Annotated in this window: 16 protein-coding genes and 1 other RNA gene; 2 read left to right on the top strand and 15 right to left on the bottom strand. The window is 63.5% G+C overall.

Annotated features, from left to right (window positions below; genetic code table 11):
- Positions 1-64: 64 nt before the first annotated feature.
- On the top strand, positions 65-181 hold the full coding sequence (cydX, locus tag ACG10_RS07600; RefSeq protein ID WP_039804847.1) for a cytochrome bd-I oxidase subunit CydX: 117 nt from the start codon (positions 65-67) through the stop codon (positions 179-181).
- Entirely contained in the window at positions 156-464 is a 309-nt protein-coding gene (locus tag ACG10_RS07595; protein ID WP_089167764.1) for a cyd operon YbgE family protein, read from the top strand. The genes cydX and ACG10_RS07595 overlap by 26 nt, the downstream gene beginning before the upstream one ends.
- Before the next feature lie 101 nt (positions 465-565).
- On the opposite strand, the gene recR is transcribed toward ACG10_RS07595, so the two are convergent.
- The 15 genes from recR to cpaB form a co-directional block, all read right to left on the bottom strand.
- Positions 566-1,165, bottom strand: a complete 600-nt coding sequence (gene recR / locus ACG10_RS07590) for a recombination mediator RecR (protein ID WP_089167763.1) — start codon at positions 1,163-1,165, stop codon at positions 566-568.
- A gap of 112 nt (positions 1,166-1,277) precedes the next feature.
- Positions 1,278-1,604: a YbaB/EbfC family nucleoid-associated protein gene (locus tag ACG10_RS07585; protein WP_089167762.1), complete on the bottom strand. Its 327-nt coding sequence runs from the start codon at positions 1,602-1,604 to the stop codon at positions 1,278-1,280.
- Positions 1,605-1,614: 10 nt separating this feature from the next.
- Positions 1,615-3,684 (bottom strand): DNA polymerase III subunit gamma/tau, encoded by a 2,070-nt coding sequence (gene dnaX / locus ACG10_RS07580; RefSeq protein ID WP_089167761.1) that lies wholly within the window; start codon positions 3,682-3,684, stop codon positions 1,615-1,617.
- Positions 3,685-4,152: 468 nt separating this feature from the next.
- Positions 4,153-4,249, bottom strand: an RNA gene (gene ffs, locus ACG10_RS07575) — signal recognition particle sRNA small type.
- A 213-nt stretch (positions 4,250-4,462) separates the two neighbouring features.
- Positions 4,463-5,488, bottom strand: a complete 1,026-nt coding sequence (locus ACG10_RS07570) for a tetratricopeptide repeat protein (RefSeq protein ID WP_089167760.1) — start codon at positions 5,486-5,488, stop codon at positions 4,463-4,465.
- A 1-nt stretch (position 5,489) separates the two neighbouring features.
- Positions 5,490-6,458, bottom strand: a complete 969-nt coding sequence (locus ACG10_RS07565) for a type II secretion system F family protein (protein ID WP_089167759.1) — start codon at positions 6,456-6,458, stop codon at positions 5,490-5,492.
- Between the two features lie 13 nt (positions 6,459-6,471).
- A complete protein-coding gene (locus ACG10_RS07560; protein ID WP_089167758.1) occupies positions 6,472-7,455 on the bottom strand; it encodes a type II secretion system F family protein in 984 nt (327 codons plus the stop codon).
- On the bottom strand, positions 7,452-8,891 hold the full coding sequence (locus tag ACG10_RS07555) for a CpaF family protein (RefSeq protein WP_089167757.1): 1,440 nt from the start codon (positions 8,889-8,891) through the stop codon (positions 7,452-7,454). The genes ACG10_RS07560 and ACG10_RS07555 overlap by 4 nt, the downstream gene beginning before the upstream one ends.
- Positions 8,884-10,119, bottom strand: coding sequence for an AAA family ATPase (locus tag ACG10_RS07550; RefSeq protein ID WP_089167756.1), 1,236 nt, complete (start codon positions 10,117-10,119; stop codon positions 8,884-8,886). Before ACG10_RS07550 ends, ACG10_RS07555 begins: the two co-directional genes overlap by 8 nt.
- A complete protein-coding gene (locus ACG10_RS07545; RefSeq protein ID WP_089167755.1) occupies positions 10,113-10,652 on the bottom strand; it encodes a TadE/TadG family type IV pilus assembly protein in 540 nt (179 codons plus the stop codon). Before ACG10_RS07545 ends, ACG10_RS07550 begins: the two co-directional genes overlap by 7 nt.
- The gene (locus ACG10_RS07540) at positions 10,652-11,119 is read right to left on the bottom strand and encodes a TadE/TadG family type IV pilus assembly protein (protein WP_232487256.1); all 468 of its coding nucleotides are present in this window, start codon (positions 11,117-11,119) and stop codon (positions 10,652-10,654) included. The genes ACG10_RS07545 and ACG10_RS07540 overlap by 1 nt, the downstream gene beginning before the upstream one ends.
- Before the next feature lie 18 nt (positions 11,120-11,137).
- Complete coding sequence (locus ACG10_RS07535; protein WP_089167753.1) at positions 11,138-12,505, bottom strand: Tad domain-containing protein; 1,368 nt, start codon at positions 12,503-12,505, stop codon at positions 11,138-11,140.
- 2 nt (positions 12,506-12,507) lie between these two features.
- Positions 12,508-12,789, bottom strand: coding sequence for a hypothetical protein (locus tag ACG10_RS07530; protein ID WP_089167752.1), 282 nt, complete (start codon positions 12,787-12,789; stop codon positions 12,508-12,510).
- 135 nt (positions 12,790-12,924) lie between these two features.
- Entirely contained in the window at positions 12,925-14,433 is a 1,509-nt protein-coding gene (locus ACG10_RS07525) for a type II and III secretion system protein family protein (RefSeq protein WP_089167751.1), read from the bottom strand.
- A 30-nt stretch (positions 14,434-14,463) separates the two neighbouring features.
- Positions 14,464-15,270 (bottom strand): Flp pilus assembly protein CpaB, encoded by an 807-nt coding sequence (gene cpaB / locus ACG10_RS07520; RefSeq protein ID WP_089167750.1) that lies wholly within the window; start codon positions 15,268-15,270, stop codon positions 14,464-14,466.
- Between the last annotated feature and the right edge of the window lie 14 nt (positions 15,271-15,284).

The raw sequence follows: 15,284 nt of genomic DNA, 5'->3' as shown, positions 1-15,284 counted from the left end.
GCGGACAAGGTCCGCGCCACTCCCCATCGAGATCGCCCGCCCCATGGCGGGCCTAGGAGGCAACATGTGGTACTTCAGTTGGATTCTCGGCATCCTGCTGGCCTGCGGCTTCGGAGTCATCAACGCCCTGTGGCTGGAAACCACCATGCAAATGGATGAGGGCCCGGCGGGTGGCGAGTGAAAAGCAGCTTCTGCAGCGACGCCCGCTCCGCATCCTGTCGCTGCTGCTGGCCACGCCGATCACGCTGGTGTTTCTGATTCATCCATCGTTGATCGTGGATCCTGAGGCCGGCTACAGCCACAGCCTGCTGATGCTGGTGATGCTGGGAATCTCCAGCGGCTTCATTCACGGCGTCGGCTTCGACCCGCGCGGCCTGGTCTGGCGCATCCTGTTCCACCCTGTGGGTGGCTGGGTGCTGATGGGATTGGGTTACGCGATTCTGTACACGGTGCAGTTGGGTTGAACTCCCCCCAGAAGGCCCCGCAAGGGGCTTTCTGCTTTTCACCCCTTACTCCTCCCGGCCCGCTTACCCCCTCCAGAGCGATCGACCACCGCTCGGCAGCCTCACAGGCTGATCGGCTTGCGTCCGGCCAGAGCGTGACTCAGGGTGCCACCGTCCACCAGTTCCAGCTCGCCGCCCAGCGGCACGCCATGGGCGATACGGGAAACCGTGACGCCCCTGGGCGCCAGCATCTGGGCGATATAGTGGGCAGTGGCCTCGCCCTCCACCGTCGGATTGGTGGCGATGATCACCTCTTCGAAGGCTCCCTGCTCGATCCGCATCAACAGCTCGGGAATGCCGATGGCCTCCGGGCCGAGACCATCCAGGGGAGACAGATGCCCCTTGAGCACGAAATAACGGCCGCGATAGCCGGTCTGCTCGATGGCGAACACGTCCATCGGACCCTGCACCACACACAGCAGGGCATCGTCACGACGCGGATCGGCGCATTGCGGACAGAGCTCGTCCTCGCTCAGCGTCCGGCACTGCCGACAGTGACCAACGCGCTCGAGCGCCTGGGTCAGCGTCTGAGCCAGACGCAAACCGCCGCTGCGATCACGCTCGAGCAGATGCAGCGCCATGCGCTGGGCGGTTTTCTGCCCCACACCGGGAAGGATGCGCAGGGCGTCGATGAGTTGGCGGATCAGCGGACTGAAGCTCATGGGCGAAGGAACCGGGGACAGGACAACAGAACGGATCGCCTGCAGGAAAGGCGACCAGCCGGTCCTCTCCCCAGGAGGGAGAGGACCGAATGAGGGAAAACCGGAGGAGTACTCAGAACGGCATCTTGAATCCGGGCGGCAGGCCCATGCCGGCGGTCATCCCGGCCATCTTTTCCTGATTGTTCTGCTCGATCTTGCGCACCGCATCGTTGACGGCGGCCGCGATCAGGTCCTCGAGAACCTCCTTGTCCTCCTGCATCAGGCTCTCGTCCAGCGTGACGCGCCGGACATCATGGCGACCGGTCATCACCACGCTCACCAGGCCGGCACCGGACTGACCGGTCACCTCGGCGTTGGCCAGCTCTTCCTGCATCTTCTGCATCTTTTCCTGCATCAGCTGGGCCTGCTTCATCAGGCCGGCCATGCCACCTTTCATCATGGGAATCACCTCAGGTATTCAGGGGTTCGATGGTGCCGTCGCGGATCACCGCGGCGAACTGTTGAATCATCTGCCGGACCAGCGGATCGTCCTGAATGGACGCCTCGGCCTGGCGCTGGCGCTCGGCCCGCCGCCGCGCCGCCGCCTGGGCCGGAGTCTCCTGCTCCGGCTTGCGCAATTCGATATCCAGCTTGAGCATACGGCCATGGTGCTGGTTCAGAGCCTCGTTCAGGCGCCGCTGCTGGGTGCTGTTGAACAGTGCTGCCTGCGCCGGGTCCAGATGCAGCAGCCAATGGTCACCCTCGACCTTCGCAAGGGTACAGTTGGCGGCAATGTTGGCGGTCATGCCGGCCAGCCCCAAACACTGGAAGAGTTCGAGCCACTCGGCGGCAAGGCCGGTGGCCGGTGCCGCCGCAGGCTCGGCCTCGGGCTGGGACTTCGGCGGCGCCGGCTCCTCGACGGGAAAGGCATCAAGGTAGGCATAGGCCTCGACATCCACCTCATCGGCATCTACCTCATAATAGTCATCGTCCGCCAGGGGGGGCTCCGGCGCAGAGGCCCTTTCCGGCGAGCGATCAGCGAGCGGAGCCGCCGCCACCTCCTGCTCCGGAAAAGACCGGAGCGGCGGGCGCAGGCGCTCCGATGCAGCGCTTTCGGGAAGACTCTCCTTCCCGTCCTCGTCCGCCAGCGGAGCCGTGGCAATACCGCCCACCAGCAGCGCGGCAGACTCCAAAATGGGAGTGCCTGCCGCCTGCGGGAGCTCCTCCCAAGGCAGATCGGATGCCCCGGCCGGCAGGCAGGGTGCCTCCTGCGACGGCGCGGGCGATTCGGCAAGCGGCGGCGACGGAGCCATGGCCTGACTCTCGCCCAGCGCAGCGACGGAGGCGGCAGGCGCCAGCGGGCGGCTACCATGTGCCACGGAAGCGGATGAGGAATCAGCCGTGGCCGTGCGGATTCCCGGATCCTTTAGCGGCGTACCCGGCGCCCCGCCGACACCCGCCGGGCGAAACGCCAGCATGCGCAGCAGCACCATCTCGAAACCGCCGCGCGGATCGGGAGCCAGCGGCAGGTCGCGGCGGCCGATCAGGCCCATCTGGTAATAGAACTGCACGTCCTCGGCCGGCAGCGCCTGCGCGAGCGCCAGCACCCGCTCGCGGTCGCCCTGGCCATTGTCCACCGCCTCCGGCAGCGCCTGGGCGATGGCCACCCGGTGCAGCACGTTGAGCATCTCCGCCAGCACGCCGCTCCAGTCCGGACCCTGCTCGGCCAGCTGGCGCACGGCCTCGAGCATGGCCCGGGCATCACCTTCCAACAGGGCCTGCAACACGCCATAGACCTGGCCGTGATCGAGCGTGCCGAGCATGGCACGCACATCGGCGGCGAACACCCGCCCCTCGCCGAAAGCGATGGCCTGGTCGGTCAGGCTCATGGCATCGCGCATCGAGCCGTCGGCGGCGCGCCCGAGCAGCCAGAGGGCATCCGCTTCGAATGGAATGCCCTCCACGCCGAGCACATGGGTCAGATGTTCGACCACCCGCTCCGGCGGCATGCTCTTCAGGGCGAACTGCAGGCAGCGCGACAGGATGGTCACCGGCAGTTTCTGCGGATCGGTGGTCGCCAGCAGAAACTTGACGTGGGGCGGCGGCTCCTCGAGGGTCTTCAGCAAGGCGTTGAAGGAGTGGCTGGAGAGCATGTGCACTTCGTCGATCAGGTAGACCTTGAAGCGCCCGCGGGTCGGCGCGTACTGCACGTTGTCGAGCAGCTCGCGGGTGTCCTCCACCTTGGTGCGGCTGGCGGCATCGACCTCGATAAGATCGACGAAACGCCCCTCGTCGATTTCCCGACAGACCGAACACTGCCCGCAGGGCGTCGAGCTGATGCCGGTTTCACAGTTCAGACACTTGGCAATGATCCGCGCGATGGTGGTCTTTCCCACCCCGCGGGTGCCGGTGAACAGATAGGCATGGTGCAACCGCTGACTGTCAAGAGCGTTGATCAGCGCCTTGAGCACATGGGCCTGGCCGACCATTTCGCGAAACGAGCGAGGACGCCATTTACGTGCAAGAACCTGATAACTCATCGACACCATCGCAGCAGAAAAAGCGGAGAGCGGCAATGCTAGCGGAGCAGGATGCAAATTGCATCCGCCCTGCAGGCACATGCAGGGAACGCTGCCGGCCGACCATGCGTTGCAAATATGGAGCACACCAAACCATTTCGGAACATCAGTGTTTCAAAAGTGAAACACTCACGCTTAAAAGGATCATCGCATCAGGCGCAGACCTGCAGCGAAGCCAGCGTCGCAGAGCGGACAGCCCGAGACAGGGAAGGTACTGGAAGGATACTTGCTTGGGATTAGCCAGCGCTGCCGCTCTGGAGGTACACGCCATGGGGATTCAATGGATGTTCTGGTCGATCATATTGCTGGTATCCATGGCCGGCGTGATATGGCAAGGCATATACAAGGGCCATTAGAGAAATAATGGCTGGCGCTGGATTTTGGAGCGGACAAATCCCTGAGAGACAAGAATTTGAAAACTGGAGGTGATCCCACCAGCCACACCCCGGCACACAAGGTCACCGCTACGGCTGCTCCCTTCCGGGCCTGACCGGGTTCACGGCTGCTCGTTGCGGGGGGACCGGCAGGACCACCATAACGACACCCGCCAGTTGGCGGGCCGCGCCATTGTACCGGCTTGCCCGCAACTTACAACTGCACGTGTGAAGAAAACCTTTGTCGACAGTCACTTGCCGCCAACGAAAGAGCGGCCCGAAGGACATGATCGCCAGCAAGCTGGCTCCTGCGTCCCACGCGGCTATCGGGGCGGGCCGCCAGGTCCAGCCCCGCACGGCAGGCATCATTGCATCAGCGAGCCGCCCGGCATGAACTCTCCGCCGTTCCCGGCCTGGCCGATGCCGAAGTCGCGCATCCGGCGCAGCTGCTGCAGGCGGTCGAGGTTCTGCCAAGCGGCATCGTAATGAGCCGGCGACTGCTCAATGGCGGTGCGGAAGAATTGCTCGGCCAGCTCGAAGCGACCTTCGATCATGCAGATATAGCCCACATCGTTGCTCGCCTCGGCTCTTTTCTCGACATGCTCGAACGCGGATATCGCTTCCTCATAGCGCCCCATGCGCGACAGCAGCAACCCGTAGTTGCGCCACAGCGGCTTGTAACCGTCGTCATAGCTTATGCCGCGCCGGTAAGCCCGCTCGGCTTCCTCCCAGTGTCCGGCCAGGTAATAGGAATAGCCCTGGCTGTTCTGCACCAGCGCCGAGCGCGGCTCGATCTGCAGGGCCAGGCGATAGTAGCTCTCCGCCAGAGCGAAATCGTTGCGCAGATCGGCGAGCACGCCGAGGCCGTTGTACAGCTTCAACGGCGAACGACCATCCACCTTCAGCTCCTCCGGCGCGGCCTGCGCCGAGGCGCCGAGGCGCTGCTGGTCGAGACGCAAGGCCAGTTGCAGGCTGGCCTGGGCTTTTTCCTGGTTGCGTTTGGAGAGGTGCAGCAAACCCAGCTCGGTCAGGGCATCGACATGGTTCGGGTCCTTTTCCAGCACATCGGCGAAGGCCAGTTCGGCCAGTTCGTCGTTGCCGCGCTCGCGGTGGATGCGCCCGACCCAGACCAGCGCCTCGTACAGCTTGGGGTCCAGATCGACGGCACGCAGATACTGGAACAACGCCCGGTCCAGATCGCCGGCACGATAGGCCGAGCCGGCGACGAGCATGGCCTGCTCGGCTGAAGTGTCGGCCTTGCGCGCCTGGTAGAGCACCGAGCGATTGCCATCGTAAAGGCTGGAGCGGCTGATCCCGTTCTTGTCCAGCTCCATGGTCTGACATCCCGACATCACGGCCGTCATGGCCAACAGCAGACTGACCTTTCGCATATCAAAGTTTCCCGAAGGTTCTGAGAACACCAACAATCGCCGGACCGATGGCCACCAGGAAGAAGCTCGGCCAGAGGCAGAAAATCAACGGGAAGATCAGCTTGGTGCCAATCTTCGCCGCCTGCTCCTCGGCCGCCTGGGTGCGCCGGTCGCGGAACTCGTCGGCATAGATGCGCAGCGTATCGGCCACGCTGGTACCGAAGCGGATGCTTTGCGCCAGCAGGCTGACCAGTCCCTGCACGTCGTCCAGCCCGGTACGGTCGGCCAGATGCTTGAGCGCCTCGGTGCTGGGAATGCCGGCGCGGATCTCGGCGTTCACCAGGGCCAGTTCCTCGGCCAGCTCCGCCTGGCTGACCGCCATCTCGTCGGCGACCCGCTCGATGGCCTGCGGCAGGGCCAGGCCCGACTCGACGCAGACCACCATCAGATCCAGCGCATCGGGAAAGGCCGCACGCAGCGTTTTCATCCGCGCTTCCTTGCGCTTATCGACATAGATGGCCGGAACCAGCCAACCGACGCCGCCCGCCAGCGACAACAGCAGGATGCTTTTTTCCAGGGACAGCTTGGGAATCAGCGGCAACACCAGGAAGGCCAGACTGACCAGCAGCAGGGGCAGCAGCAGGCGCACCGCCCAGTACACCTGCAGGGCCGACAGCGAGCGATAGCCGGCATGCGTCAGCAGCGTGCGGGTCGCCGAAGTCTTGGCCTCCTCGGCGGTATCGAAACGCTGGCCGACCCGCTCCAGCATCAGCTGCAGGGCGCTGGGCGGCCGCTGTCCGGGAGCAAGCCCTGCCTGGCCGCGCTTGAGTTGTACCAGACGCCTTTGCATCGGGTCCCTAAGGCCGTTCACCAGCAGGATCAGCGTGGCCGCGGCGAGTACCGCGCTGAGACCGATGGCGCCGACGAACAACAGGCGCGCCAGCTCCTCGTCGCCCACCACGCCGTTGATCAGGCTGAGCAGGTAATCCATGACGTCTCCTCCCTCAGACCTGGATGCGGATGATCCTGCTGATCCAGAAAGTGCCTAACAACATGGCGACGAAGGCCGCCAAGATCAGCTTTGGCCCAGCAGGATCCTTGACCAGCATGGGCAGGTAATCCGGTGTAGTAACCAAAAGCGCAATACATAACACGAAGGGAATCGATACCAGAACCCAAGCCGACATGCGCCCCTCGGCGGACAGCGTCTTGACCTTGCGCTGGAAGCGGAAGCGCCCGCGGATCAGCCGGCTCAGGCGCTCCAGCACCTCGGTCAGGTTGCCGCCGGTTTCGCGGTGGATGAGGATGGTAGTCACCAGCATCATCACCGTCATGCTCGGCACCCGCTCCAGCAGGCCGAGCATGGCCCGGCGCACGTCGTTGCCATAGTTGATGTCGGCGAAGGTCTGGCCGAACTCCTGGGCCACCGGCCCCTTGTGCTCCTCGGCGACCAGGCGCAGGGTTTCGTTGAACGGATGGCCGGCGCGCAGCGCCCGGCACATTGCATCCAAGGCGTCCGGTAGTCCTTCCTCGAAGGCGGCGAAGCGCTTGGCGCGGTCGCCGGAGATCTTCAGCAACGGCAGGAAAAACGCCAGTAGCCCGATCAGCGCCGCCCACCAGAGCTGGGTGAAAATCCACAGCAACACAGCCGCCCCCACCGCCAGCACAAGCCCGAGCAGCAGCACGCGGTAGGCGCGGTACTCGTGCCCGGCCTGCTCGATCGTCTGCGCCAGGGACTCCATGAAGGGCAACTGCTCCAGTGCCGCCTCCAGCGGCGAGAGGCGCTTCAGGTACTTCTGGCGCAGCACGGTCTGCATGTTCGGCAGGCCGCTGGCCTGCTCCAGCGTGTCGAGCCGGCTGCGGATGCGCTTGCGCACCTTGCCCGCCTCGCCGAACACCGGCACCACCAGCCCCTGGCTGAGCAGGAACACGGCGGCAAAGACCATGCCGAGGAAGGCCAGGATATATTCGGAGGGGATCTCGCTCATGGCTGCGCGCCCTCCATCCAGTCGGGACGGAACAGGCTCAGCGGCAGCTCGATGCCGCGCTTGGCCAGCGCGTCGCGGAACGCCGGTACCATGCCGGTCGGGCGGAAGTCGCCGAGCACCTCGCCGTTCTCGCCGATGCCGCGCCGCTCGAAGGCGAAGATCTCGGTCATGGTGATGATCTCGCCCTCCATGCCGTTGATCTCCTGCACGCTGACCACCTTCCGCTTGCCGTCCTCCTGGCGCTCCAGCTGGACCACCACGTCGATGGCCGAGGCGATCTGCTGGCGCAGGGCCTTGATCGGGAAGGTCGCGCCGGTCATCGACACCATGTTCTCGACCCGCCCCAGGGCATCGCGCGGGGTGTTGGCGTGGATGGTGGTCAGCGAGCCGTCGTGGCCGGTGTTCATCGCCGTCAGCATGTCCAGCGCCTCGGCGCCGCGCACCTCGCCGATGACGATGCGGTCCGGGCGCATCCGCAGGCTGTTGCGCACCAGCTCGCGCTGGTTCACCTCGCCGCGGCCCTCGATGTTCGGCGGACGGGTTTCCAGGCGCACCACATGGGGCTGCTGCAGCTGCAGCTCGGCGGAGTCCTCGATGGTGACGATGCGCTCGTTGTGCGGAATGAAGCTGGACAGCACGTTGAGCATGGTGGTCTTGCCGGTGCCGGTGCCGCCGGACACCAGGACGTTGAGGCGACCGCGGACGATGGCCTTGAGCACCAGCGCGATGGCCGGGGTCAGGGCGCCCATCCGCACCAGGCTGTCGCTGTTGAGCAGGTCCACGCTGAAGCGGCGGATCGACACGCTGGGACCGTCGATGGCCAGCGGCGGGATGATCGCGTTGACCCGCGAACCGTCCTTCAGGCGCGCGTCCACCAGCGGCGAGGACTCGTCGATGCGCCGGCCGAGACTGGAGACGATGCGGTCGATGATGTTCAGCAGATGCTGGTCGTCGCGAAAGCGCACGTCGGTCCGCTGCAGTTTGCCGAAACGCTCGACGTACACCGAGGCATGGCCGTTGACCAGGATGTCCGACACGCTGCGGTCGGCCAGCAGCGGCTCCAGCGGACCGAGGCCGAGCACCTCGTCAGTGATCTGCTTGATGATCAGCTGGCGGCTGGAACTGGTCACCGGCGCCGAATGGTCGTCCAGCAGGTGCTGGCAGATGTCGCGAATCTGCCGCGCCGCCTCGGCCGCGTCGAGGGCGTCCAGCAGCGACAGGTCCATGACCTTGAGCATCTGCTGGTAGATCCGCTCACGCCATTCGGTCTCCACCGGATTGAGCTGGGTCCTGGTCTCGTAGATCGTCTCCGGAGCGTTTTCCTCCCAGGCCAGCTTCTCCTCGCCGGGCGCTGCGGCTTCGGGCTCCGGTGTCCTGGCCGCGGCGGCCGGCTTGCCTGCGGTCTGACGCAGGCGGTTGCGAAAATCGCTAAGCATGGCTCACCCCCTTGAAGAAACGCCCGAAAGCCCGCTTGAGCAGGCCCTTTTCACCATCGTCCCGATGCCCGAGCAGCTCCAGGCTCAGCTCGCGCACCGCCGCGGTGATGGGCGCACGCGGTGCGTGAGTCTCCAGCGGCACGCCGGCATTCTGGCTTTCGTTGACCACGGCGAAATCGTTGGGCAGCTTCAGCGGCGCGCTGCAGCGCAATGCCTCTTCGATATCCCGCGGGGTGATGGGCGCATTCTTGTCGTAGCGGTTGACCACCACCTGCAGGCGATTGCCCTGCACGCCCAGCTCGTCGCGCAGGATGCGAACCAGCCGGCTGCCATCCTTGATATGGCTGAGGCTCTGCTGGAGCAGCACGTAAACATGGTCGGCCTGCTCTAGCACAGTGCCGGAGAGATGGTCGATCTGCCGCGGCAGGTCGACCACCACCCAGTCGTAGGTCTCGCGCGCCAGCCTGAGCAGGGCCTCCAGCTGTTCAACCTGGACATCCTGGGGCAGGAACAGCTCGTCGGCACGCCCGCCGAGCACATGCAGGCTGGGACTGTAATGGGTGCAGAAACCGCGCAGGGCCACGCTGTCCAGCTCCTGGACCTGTTTCAGGACCTCGACATGGCTGTGCTGCACCAGCACGTCGAGGTAGTGGGCGACGCTGCCGAACTGCAGGTCCAGGTCCAGCAGCAGGACGCTGCCACCCCTGGTGCTGAGCTGCTGGGCCAGGTTGCAGGCGAGCATGGTGGCGCCCGAACCGCCCTTGGCGTTGATCACCGCCACCAACCGACCAGCCCCTGTGGAGCCGACCGGACGCGCCTCGTCGATCACGCGCTGCAGGGCCTGCAACAGATCTCCGGGCTCGACCGGCTCCGGCAGGAAATCGCGGGCGCCCGCCTGCATCGCTAGGCGCATCCCCTCGCGCTCCTCCAGCGGACCGCAGACCAGCAGCGGCGGACGCTCGTGGGCCGGACGCTGCAGCAAGGCCGCCAGCTCCTCGCGCCACAGGTGGCTGACCCGCAGCAGCAGCAGATCAGGCATCCGCTCCAGGCCGTAGAGCGGATCGGTATGTCCGTTGGTCACCAGCCGGGTGGTTACCTGCAACTCGGGCATCTCCTGGCAGAGCGCCTGCAGGTGCTGCAGGGACTCGGCGTCGCGGCTGCTGATCAGGAGGCTCAGGGCCTGCTTTCTGGAAGGACTGGTCATGGCAGTTTCCCTGGGGTTCAGCATGGGGTTATTCCCGACTTCGGTGGGTCGTCATATGGCCGATCACCCTCCGCGTGCCGTCCAAGGCTTTCACGAGGGAGGGTCGACTGAAATGTCGGCAGAGTAATGGTCCCGTCGAATCCCGGAATCGGAATGAGGAGCCTGAAAGGAAAATCCTCTATGCGCAGCTGTACGAAACGAATGCTGCGAAACTCTTCTGTAGTAATTACCGAGTTTGGGTCGGCGACATTTGATCCATCACTCTTGAGATAGATCAGATCAAGGCTGGATGCCTGCAAACTTGGAATCAGAGAACTAGCCCCCAAGTCCGTAGCCGCATTGAAAATTGCTCGCCGCAAGACCTTGTCTTGCTCAGACTTTGTAGTAGGACTGCATACGGCAGCCAGACGCGCACCTCTTCGCACCACCTCATCCATGGTATTAATAGTGAAATATAGCCGCCCCATTTCCAGCACACCGAACAACAGCACGAACAGCCATACGCCAATGATGGCAAACTCCACCACATACACACCACGCATGTGCTGACCGCTCATCACAGCACCCTCATTACAGTGGTAGCAACCAACTCGACCCCAAGTGGAATATCTCTACCAAAAAACCCAGGCAGGACATTGCCGACTGCCGGAACAAAGGTATAGCGAATAGTGACTTGGATATGATCAACACCATCATCGGAGAGATCTACATCACCAGCCTCTAAGCCATCAAGCAACGGCTCTGCCTGCACTACAGGAGAACCATAAACTGCAAGATTCTCGACCACCTCTTGAACTTTGGTTCTATCAATTGCCCCAGTGGTGCTATTCCAAGCATGATGCGCAGCATAACGCACGGCATCCCGGCTAGACTGCAGCAATACATTATATTGGGAAAGCATCCGCCCAACTTCCCCCACCGCCAACAGGAGTAACAGCAAGACCGGCACACCTATGGCGAATTCGACCATGGCCAAGCCTCGTTGATGGCGCCTGCCACTTAGATTGCAGACAGGCAAGACCATGCGGTTCATGAACACCTCCTACGAGTCGGAACCTGGCTGGCCCGGGGTTATGTAGGTTTTATAGAGCTGAATAATCTGGGGGCCAGCATCGCTCGATGGATTCGGCCCCGGGTAGCTATCGCCATTACAGGCCTCAACAAACTGCCCAAAAATATAGGATTCGTTGCCACCGCCACCGCCACCGCCACCGCCACCGCCATTTTCAGCTATAGGCTGCAGGACAAAGAAACAACCAAACCCAAGCACTGGAATACCAACCTTCCCAGCATTCGCAACTCCTTCTCCGCTGGCTTCAGGTACATCGCAGTTACCCACCACAATTTTCAGCATACGGCGCTCGGCAACAGCACCAAGGCAGCTATTTGTCGGGGTACATGCCGCCATTGCAGCACGCCAGTCGTTGTAATCATAAATACCAGATCCGCCGTCAACATAGACGTCACCATCATCATCAGACTTGACTGCCTGCCCTGACTTGGCAATCGGCGGATCAAAAGCATCATCATACTTCAGCAATGGCTCATCATAATATGGAACCAAGTCCCGAGTAGCTCCTTCGAAACGAGTATTAAAGCCACTCCGGACAGGTCCGACTTTATTACCAGGCTCTGTATCAACCGACTCGCCTATCGAATAGCACTGGTTGACTCCTCCCTCCAAAGCCTCACTCACAGTCTTGCCACCCGAACCCAAATCGAGCAGTTGAAAATTCCCCGGCCCAACATCACCATCCTTCCAGTTAGTACTCTTCAAAACCTCCAACTGGCCAAACTTGTAACCCCAAAAATCCGTGGAAGTCGAGGTCGGGGGTTTACTCAGATCACCGCATACCAGCAGGGGGGCCAAGTCACAAGGCGCAGTTGGGCTAGGCCCGGCAACAGCAATAGCAGCCACACGCTTGTCAGGCGGGCTGTCTGTAAACATTTCCAGCACTCCCCAAAAAAAGCCTGCCAAACCATAATTTTGAACCGTGACCCTAACATACCGGCCATCGGTCGGCAGGGTCGGAGAGAACGGCCCATAAACACTGCTAGCAAACTCCACCGAAGCAAAGTTCGACTCACTCCCAGCAGCAGGCAAGACTTTAGCCAGCTCTTCATTACCGGGAGCATTAGCATTCATGCGCAAGGTTTTCCAAGCAGCCGCCGCCGAGGTGCTGCCGGCTCCTGTCGAGCCATATGCCAAGCTTAATGTTTTGGCCCCGCTCAACGCTGCCGCATCCACAGCATTCTGCAGACGGGTCTTGTTAACCATCAAATGCCCTCCATCGAGGGCCAGAGCAGCCATGGCCAGCAGGGCGACCATAGCGACGGTGAGAAGGACGAGCACGGCCCCCCGCTGACGCCGAGGCGCGGCCTTGAACGCATGCAGAGAACGCAGCTTCATTGTCAGTTGTCTCCAGTTTCCATATTGATCTGGATCGGCTGGGCTACCTGCTTGGCATTGCCGGTGACGCCGCGGAAGCTGTCCAGCACGGTCTCGGTCAGCGGGCCGTCGATGCCGGTCGGAGAAACTTCGGTGCCCGGGTTGGCGGCCTGGCGCTTGTCGGCGATCTGCTGGTAGTGGGCTTCGTAGACGCTGGTGCCCAGCGGGCCGACCCGGCCTTCCTCGAAGTGCATGCAGCCGCCTGTGGCCAGCAGCAGGAGGGAAAGGGGAAGCATGGCTTTCATGTGGTTTGTCTCCTGTGGTGTTCTGGGCTGGAGCGAAGAGCTCTCCCCCTCGCTCCGGCCTCCTCCCCAAGGGGAGAGGGCGTGCTGCAGCACCCTCCTCCTTGCCCTTTCTCCAAAAGGAAGAGAGCGAAGATGTCAGTCGAGATCGTGGCCGAAGCGGCCCTCGGTCACGCCCAGGCTGACCGGAACCTGGCGGCCCAGGTCGCTGCCCTTGGTCTTGCCGAGCAGGTAGAACTCCTGGTCGCTGGGCTCGACGAAGCGGTCGGTGGGCAGGCTGACCGTGCGGGCATCCACCGGCTTGGCCAGGTGCGGGGTCACCAGGATCACCAGTTCGGTTTCGCCGTTGATGAACTGCTGGCTGCGGAACAGGTGACCAAGCAGCGGAAGGTCGCCAAGGCCGGGGAAGCGGCTGACGAAATCGCGGGTGTTCTCGCTGATCAGGCCGGCGATGGCGATGGTCTGGCCGTTGCCCAGCTCCACCGTGGTCTGCGAGCTGCGCTTGGTCAGCGAGGGAATAGTCTGACTTACATTGTTGCCAAGCACGCTATTGAGACCAGTATCCAGCACCAGCGCATTGGTGTTGGAAAGCTCGCTCACCAGCACATTGAGATTGAGGTTGATACGCCCCGAGTCGAGCACCACCGGCACGAATTTCACCCCGACGCCGAACTCCTTGTACTCGATGGTGATGCCCTCGTCCTCGGTGACCGGCACCGGGAATTCGCCGCCGGAAATGAACTCCGCCTGCTGTCCGCTCAGGGTGGTCAGGGTCGGCTCGGCCAGCACCTTGGCCGAACCGTTGTCCTTGGCCGCCTCCAGGGTCACGTTGAAGAGGAAGTTCTCGGACAGGAACTGGCCGAAGATACCCCGCCCGTCGCCGAACAGGCTGGTCGGGTTGAGCAGGCCGTCCTCGTCGAAGCCCAGGCTGGAACCGCCGTTGTAGGCGCCGGTCTTCCAGCGGCTGGAGGAGCCGAAGTCGAGGGCGTTGAAGCGCATGTCGATGCTCTTCATCAGGCTGCGCTGCACCTCCGCGACCTTGACCTCCAGCATCACCTGCTGGCTGCCGCCGATGGTGAGCAGGTTGATGACCTCCAGATTCTTGGTGGGGCTGGTCTTGGCCGCCTCCCCCTCGCCCTGGACGATGCTTTCCGCCTGGGCGGCATAGGTCTTGGCCAGCTTCACTGCGGTGTCCATGGCCGCCGCGCTGCCGACCTGGCCACGCAGCACCAGGCCGCCCTGGGAGCTGAACACGGAGATCTGCTCGTTGGGCATCAGCTCGTGCAGCTTGGCCTTCAGGCCGCCGAGATCGTGCACCACCTCGAGATCGAGGCTGTCGATCAGTTGATTGCGGCCATCCCAGAGCAGCACGTTGGTGCTGCCCAGGGAGCGGCCGAGCAGGTACAACTGGTTCGGACTGGTGACCAGGATGTCGGCGATCTCCGGATTGCCGATGGAAATCTTTTTCACCGGGGCGCGGGTAGCCAGCACCCGCGACTTGTAGATGGGCACCTGGATGCTGCCGACATTCGCCGCCGGCATGGCGGTGACGGCGGGCGGCTCGGCGGCCGGGGCGGCGGAAACCAGCAGTAAGCCAGCACCCAGGGCTGACAGCAGGCCCGAGCACAGTCTGCGGATGCTATCCATGTACGACTCCTTATCGAATGACTGCCAGGCTCAGCGAACCCTGGCCTGTTCCATCGCGGTGCCGCGAATGATGGTGACGGCGCCCCAGTTGGGCGCACTGCCGGCACTGCGGTGCACCACTGGCCGGGGAACGGGCGGCGGCAGCGGCGCGGCAGTCGCGACGGGCGGGACTTCCGGCTTCTTCTCGTTGTCCAGCGGGTTGCGCAAGGCCAGTTGCAGGCTGCCTTCGGTCTTGGCCTTGACCAGGGTTTCCGCCTCGGCCGGGGTCATCTCCAGGGTCACGGCGCGCACCACCACCGGCTGGGTCTTGTCGGTGCTGGCGGTCTGGTCCACGGCCAGCACGCGCAGGTCCTCGAGGATGGTTTTCGCCTGGGCCTCGTCACGACCGCCGCCACGCTTGGTGGCCAGCACGTCGACGCGGTTGCCCGGCAGGAGGAAGCCGCCGACCCCGACCACGTCGTCCACCCGCACGGTGATGGCGCGCTTGTCCTTCTCGATCAGCGAGGCCAGGGTGCTGCCGCCCAGATGCTCGGCCAGGCGCGCACCGCGCAGGATGTCGCCGCGCAGCATGTCGAAGGTGGCGATCTTGCCGACGACCTTCTCAATGGCGTCGAAGGAGTCTTCCGGCACCGTGCCTTTGGGCAGGCGCACCAGGGTGACGTGCCGGGCCTCGACCATCTGCCCGAAGGGAATTTCCAGGCTGGCCACCACCACGCTCTGCAGGTTGTCGTCCGGCTTGGCATCCAGGCGGCTGCTCAGCCAGCTGTTGGCCAGCCAGGCGGCACCCAGGCCGAGCAGCAGGGACAGTCCGATCAGGGTCAGGGTACGCGAGGTCATTGCGGTGTCTCCCC

This window comes from Azotobacter chroococcum (assembly GCF_002220155.1).
Classification (GTDB): Bacteria; Pseudomonadota; Gammaproteobacteria; order Pseudomonadales; family Pseudomonadaceae; genus Azotobacter; species Azotobacter chroococcum.
The sequence above is the reverse complement of the archived record's forward strand: the minus strand, read 5'-3'. Positions and strand labels throughout refer to the sequence as shown.

Coding starts and splice junctions, on each gene's coding strand:
- cydX (WP_039804847.1), top strand. CDS start 65: ATGTGGTACTTCAGTTGGATTCTCGGCATCCTGCTGGCCTGCGGCTTC.
- ACG10_RS07595 (WP_089167764.1), top strand. CDS start 156: ATGAGGGCCCGGCGGGTGGCGAGTGAAAAGCAGCTTCTGCAGCGACGC.
- recR (WP_089167763.1), bottom strand. CDS start 1,165: ATGAGCTTCAGTCCGCTGATCCGCCAACTCATCGACGCCCTGCGCATC.
- ACG10_RS07585 (WP_089167762.1), bottom strand. CDS start 1,604: ATGATGAAAGGTGGCATGGCCGGCCTGATGAAGCAGGCCCAGCTGATG.
- dnaX (WP_089167761.1), bottom strand. CDS start 3,684: ATGAGTTATCAGGTTCTTGCACGTAAATGGCGTCCTCGCTCGTTTCGC.
- ACG10_RS07570 (WP_089167760.1), bottom strand. CDS start 5,488: ATGCGAAAGGTCAGTCTGCTGTTGGCCATGACGGCCGTGATGTCGGGA.
- ACG10_RS07565 (WP_089167759.1), bottom strand. CDS start 6,458: ATGGATTACCTGCTCAGCCTGATCAACGGCGTGGTGGGCGACGAGGAG.
- ACG10_RS07560 (WP_089167758.1), bottom strand. CDS start 7,455: ATGAGCGAGATCCCCTCCGAATATATCCTGGCCTTCCTCGGCATGGTC.
- ACG10_RS07555 (WP_089167757.1), bottom strand. CDS start 8,891: ATGCTTAGCGATTTTCGCAACCGCCTGCGTCAGACCGCAGGCAAGCCG.
- ACG10_RS07550 (WP_089167756.1), bottom strand. CDS start 10,119: ATGCTGAACCCCAGGGAAACTGCCATGACCAGTCCTTCCAGAAAGCAG.
- ACG10_RS07545 (WP_089167755.1), bottom strand. CDS start 10,652: ATGAGCGGTCAGCACATGCGTGGTGTGTATGTGGTGGAGTTTGCCATC.
- ACG10_RS07540 (WP_232487256.1), bottom strand. CDS start 11,119: ATGGTCTTGCCTGTCTGCAATCTAAGTGGCAGGCGCCATCAACGAGGC.
- ACG10_RS07535 (WP_089167753.1), bottom strand. CDS start 12,505: ATGAAGCTGCGTTCTCTGCATGCGTTCAAGGCCGCGCCTCGGCGTCAG.
- ACG10_RS07530 (WP_089167752.1), bottom strand. CDS start 12,789: ATGAAAGCCATGCTTCCCCTTTCCCTCCTGCTGCTGGCCACAGGCGGC.
- ACG10_RS07525 (WP_089167751.1), bottom strand. CDS start 14,433: ATGGATAGCATCCGCAGACTGTGCTCGGGCCTGCTGTCAGCCCTGGGT.
- cpaB (WP_089167750.1), bottom strand. CDS start 15,270: ATGACCTCGCGTACCCTGACCCTGATCGGACTGTCCCTGCTGCTCGGC.